We start from the raw sequence: 4,300 nt of genomic DNA on the forward strand, positions 1-4,300 counted from the left end.
ATCGGATTAACTTTCGGCGGCGAACCCGGTCAGCTGCAATTCTATTTTGGAAAAAATGATTTCTGGCGGGCCTACCCCGTATATCCCGGCGGCGGCATTGCATTCCCCGGCGGACTGGAACTTTCTATACCTGCATTAAAGGGAGCGGATTATTATGCAGAACAGGTATTGGATAAAGCCATTATTCATGCCGTTTTTAAAAAAGAAGAGGTGGCAATAACAATTGATAGTTGGGTAGCCGCTACGCACAATACAGTTGTCATTGAGATCACCGCTAACAAACCGGTCACCCTGCAACCCAGGTTATGGGCAGCGGAAGGCAATACGTCGGTAAACAGGGAAGGGAAAAGCGGGCATGTAGTTTGGGCCACCCGTTCTTTTGAAAACACCCCGTTACTGGAATGGCCTTGCCATATTGCACTGGCTATGCATATATTGGGGAACAACGGTTCAAACGAAAAAACAATAACCGTGGTCCCTGGTAAAAAAACGATCATCACCGTTACTATTTATACCAATAACGATCGAAAAGACTGGCAGGAAGCCGCTATACAGGCAGCGCAGTCAATAACGCCCACTACCGTACAAAACATATATACCGCCCATGAGCAATGGTGGCGGGCATTCTGGGAAAGATCAGGGGTACAGGTAAACGATCCGGTGATAGAAAAGTATTACTATACCTCGCAGTATTTATTCGCCTGTGCTTCGCGCGGAAACAAATTCGCACCCGGACTGTGGGGCCCATTTATAACAAAAGATTCCGCTGCATGGGGTGGCGATTACCATCTTAATTATAATTACCAGGCGCCCTATTGGGCAGCCTTTTCATCTAATTACATCGATCTGACCAACAATTACGATCAACCGTTGCTGGATTATATGAATAAAGGCCTCACGCATGCCCGGCAACTGCTGCAGGTAAAAGGCATCTATTATCCGGTGGGAATTGGTCCAAAAGGTTTGTGCACCACGCGCTGGCCGCTTACACGGGAGGAAATGTTGTTACGGTACGGCACTACCGAAAACACTATTGACAGCGGTTACAAATTCCTTGGCCAGAAAATAAATGCCGTTTTTGGCGCGGGTAATATGCTGATGCGTTTTTACAGCACGTACGATGAGACGTATGCCCGTCGCATTTATTCTTACTTATTGGCCTGTGCCGATTTTTGGGAAGATTACCTGAAGCTGGAGAATGGCCGCTATGTTATTTATATGGACCATTATGGTGAAGTAATGCCTAACCTGCGCAATAAGGGTCAGTGGCGTGATCAGTTGGGCGATTTCAACTCCACCCTTTCTCTTGGATTGGTAAAAATGTTATTCAAGGGCATCATTGAAGTAAGCACATTCTTAAAAAAGGATAGCTCCAGGCAGGAAAAATGGCAGCATATTGTTACTCACCTGAGTTCTTTCCCCGTGGGGGAAAATGGTAACCGCACAAGACTGCAAAGCGTAGAGCGAAGCCCCAATGAGCGGCTTCGCCAACCAACGGGATTGTCAAGAGTATCCATTCACGGTTTGTTACTCCCCGGCGGGGTTTGCGGACCGGTTACAGACTCGGCATTCAATGCCATCCTGCTGAACGATGTGGCGCATTGGAAAGATCATATGCAACATAGGGGCGAATGGGGTAATACATTGAATAATGGAATTGAAACCTGTTTTCCCGGCGCTGTTCGTGTTGGCTATACCCCCGATACTATTTTGCAACAATTGAAAGACCGTATCGCCCTGCAATCATTACCCAACGGCTGGATCACCCAGGGCGGGGGCGGGATAGAAACACTCTCCGCTGTACCTATGACCATTAATGAAATGCTTTTACAAAGTTATGAAGGGGTAATACGCCTATTCCCCAACTGGAACCATACAAAGAACGCCAGCTTCAACAAACTGCGTGCCTATGGCGCCTTTGTCGTCAGCAGCAGCCTGCAAAAAGGACACATTGAATTTGTCAACATCCTGAGCGAAAAAGGCCGAACCTGTGTGATGGAAAACCCATGGCCGGGTAAAACCGTACAACTGGTACGTAAAGGCAAAAAAACCGTCCTGCTTTCCGGCAACCCGCTTTCATTTAACACAAAAGAAAATGAATTAATATCATTGCGGGCGGAATAACCAGTAAGAGTCGTTTCTAACCCCACGAATGTCGCATCCACACCGCCAGCCGCATGGTTTTGTTTCCGAGATTTGTAACACTAAAACGAATGCCATGCAAAAGATCATCCCACATTTATGGTTCAATACAGAAGCCAAAGAAGCCGCACATTTTTACACTTCCATTTTCCCGGAATCAAAAATTACGCATAGCAGTGTGCTGCACAACACACCGTCTGGCGATTGTGACGTTCTTGGTTTTGAATTATGGAACCATAAATTTATGGCCATCAGCGCCGGACCATTGTTCACCTTCAATCCTTCTGTTTCATTCATCGTAAATTTTGACCCGCTGTTGTTTGGTTCCTCCGGGCAGGCGGCCAGAGAGAAATTAGATGAAGTATGGAACAAACTGATGGATGGCGGAACAGCACTCATGCCCCTTAACGAATACCCTTTCAGCAAACGCTTTGGCTGGGTAAAAGATAAGTACGGCGTATTGTGGCAACTGATGCTCACCAATTCCGAAGGCGAGCCAAGGCCATCCATCATCCCTACCCTGATGTTTGTACATGAAAATTGTGGCAAGGCAGAAGAAGCGATCAATTATTATTTGTCCGTGTTCAAGAACAGCAAATTGGGCAACCTGCGCCTCCGTCCTAAAGGAATGGAACCAGACAAAGAAGGCACGGTATTGTTTGCCGATTTCATGTTGGAAGGCAGCTGGTTTGCCGCCATGGACAGCGCCCATAACCATAATTTCAATTTCAATGAAGCCATCTCTTTTTTGGTAAGTTGTACAAACCAGGCTGAAATCGATCATTACTGGGAAAAAATTTCCGCCGTACCGGAAGCAGAAGCATGTGGTTGGTGTAAAGATAAATTTGGCGTTTCGTGGCAGATCGCATCGGGCGAAATGCAGGAAATGTTGAGCAAAGGCACGCAGGAACAAATAAACCGGGTAACCCAGGCCTTTATGCCCATGAAGAAGATCAATATTGCAAAGCTACAGGCTGCGTATGAAGGAAAATGAGGTTAGTGATGGAGGCCGGTATTGGTAAACTCCAGACAATCATTTTTCAGTTCATAAATAAAATAACGTTGCGTAAATACGCCTTTGTCGTTCACGCAAGGGATATAGATCTTTTTCTGAACGTCGTCGTATGAAATGAACGAAAGTAAACTGTCCTTTATTTTGGGAGCAAAATTATAAAAGCTGAATGGAACATCTATGTGGTTCAGCTTTTCCACTCTGTTTTTAAACAGGGTAACAGCTTCGAGATTACTACCATTGATACGCCATGCAGCAACGGACTGCATGGCGTGCGATGGCCAGATAATAGTGGAAGTAACGGGTAAATAATATCGTTTGCCCTTAACCGGAACAGCAAAAATTTCCCGGCAAAGACCCGTGCTGTCTTTTTGATACCTTGAAACTTTCGTAAAAACTTTACCACTTCCCTTCCATTGATAAATCTCTGTAAGTAACAGCCATGAATCCAGGTTGTACACCCGCATGTTTCCATCCACAGACGTGGTTATTTTGCAAATATGGCTATCCACCAGTTTATCAAAAGGATAGTCAATTGTTTTTGGATTGCCTGTTATAAGACTTGTAAACTCCCTGTCAAGCGCTGCTACAAAGTATTCTATACTGTCATGATTAAAAGCGAGGGTGTCATACCTGCTGCCTACTGAAAGATTGGGCCTGGAATTAATTTGATTATGAATACCAATCAATTTATTTTCCTCGTTAACAAGGTCTTTTGACTGGGCAAAAGCCCCGGAATTAGAAAAAACAGCAAGGGGAAAAAGGAGGTATTTAAATATACGGTTCATTTTCATAGCTCAAACAGGCAAGGTTAACTGTAAAATACTCATTTTTAGCTCATCGAACACATTGTTTAATCTTTAATACTATCCATTTTTGTCCCTGGAGATTACATACAAAATCACATAAAACGCAGGCTGGATAAAGCTTTACGATCCGAAGAGACCGTTTGGCATCATAAAATGAGCGATTTGTTGATTTTCAGACACGGCCACGGCGTATTACTTTTACATCATCAACGGAGCGAAAAGGTAAAAGAGGAAAAGAAAAGCGGAACGCTCCCACCAACTTAGATTTTACGTTTTTTTTCATATGGCAAGCAATCGTTAGAGGTCGTCTGTTTCTACAGAGGACTTTTTTCTTTTA

At 44.6% G+C, this 4,300-nt stretch carries 3 protein-coding genes; 2 read left to right on the plus strand and 1 reads right to left on the minus strand.

All coding sequences use genetic code 11. The annotated features are described in order from the left end of the window. Positions 1-2,124 (plus strand): glycosyl hydrolase family 95 catalytic domain-containing protein (locus ACJ751_RS11380; protein ID WP_407745617.1); only part of this gene is annotated, 2,124 nt, incomplete at its 5' end. Between the two features lie 94 nt (positions 2,125-2,218). Beyond that, positions 2,219-3,136 (plus strand): VOC family protein, encoded by a 918-nt coding sequence (locus tag ACJ751_RS11385; protein ID WP_407745618.1) that lies wholly within the window; start codon positions 2,219-2,221, stop codon positions 3,134-3,136. Positions 3,137-3,138: 2 nt separating this feature from the next. Here ACJ751_RS11385 and ACJ751_RS11390 read toward each other — a convergent pair whose 3' ends face one another. Further along, positions 3,139-3,948, minus strand: coding sequence for a hypothetical protein (locus ACJ751_RS11390; RefSeq protein ID WP_407745619.1), 810 nt, complete (start codon positions 3,946-3,948; stop codon positions 3,139-3,141). Positions 3,949-4,300: the final 352 nt, after the last annotated feature.

The organism is Niastella sp. (assembly GCF_045805085.1).
GTDB lineage: Bacteria > Bacteroidota > Bacteroidia > Chitinophagales > Chitinophagaceae > Niastella.

Excerpts from the sequence above, each read along its gene's own strand:
- ACJ751_RS11385 (WP_407745618.1), top strand. The coding sequence starts at position 2,219 with ATGCAAAAGATCATCCCACATTTATGGTTCAATACAGAAGCCAAAGAA.
- ACJ751_RS11390 (WP_407745619.1), bottom strand. The coding sequence starts at position 3,948 with ATGAAAATGAACCGTATATTTAAATACCTCCTTTTTCCCCTTGCTGTT.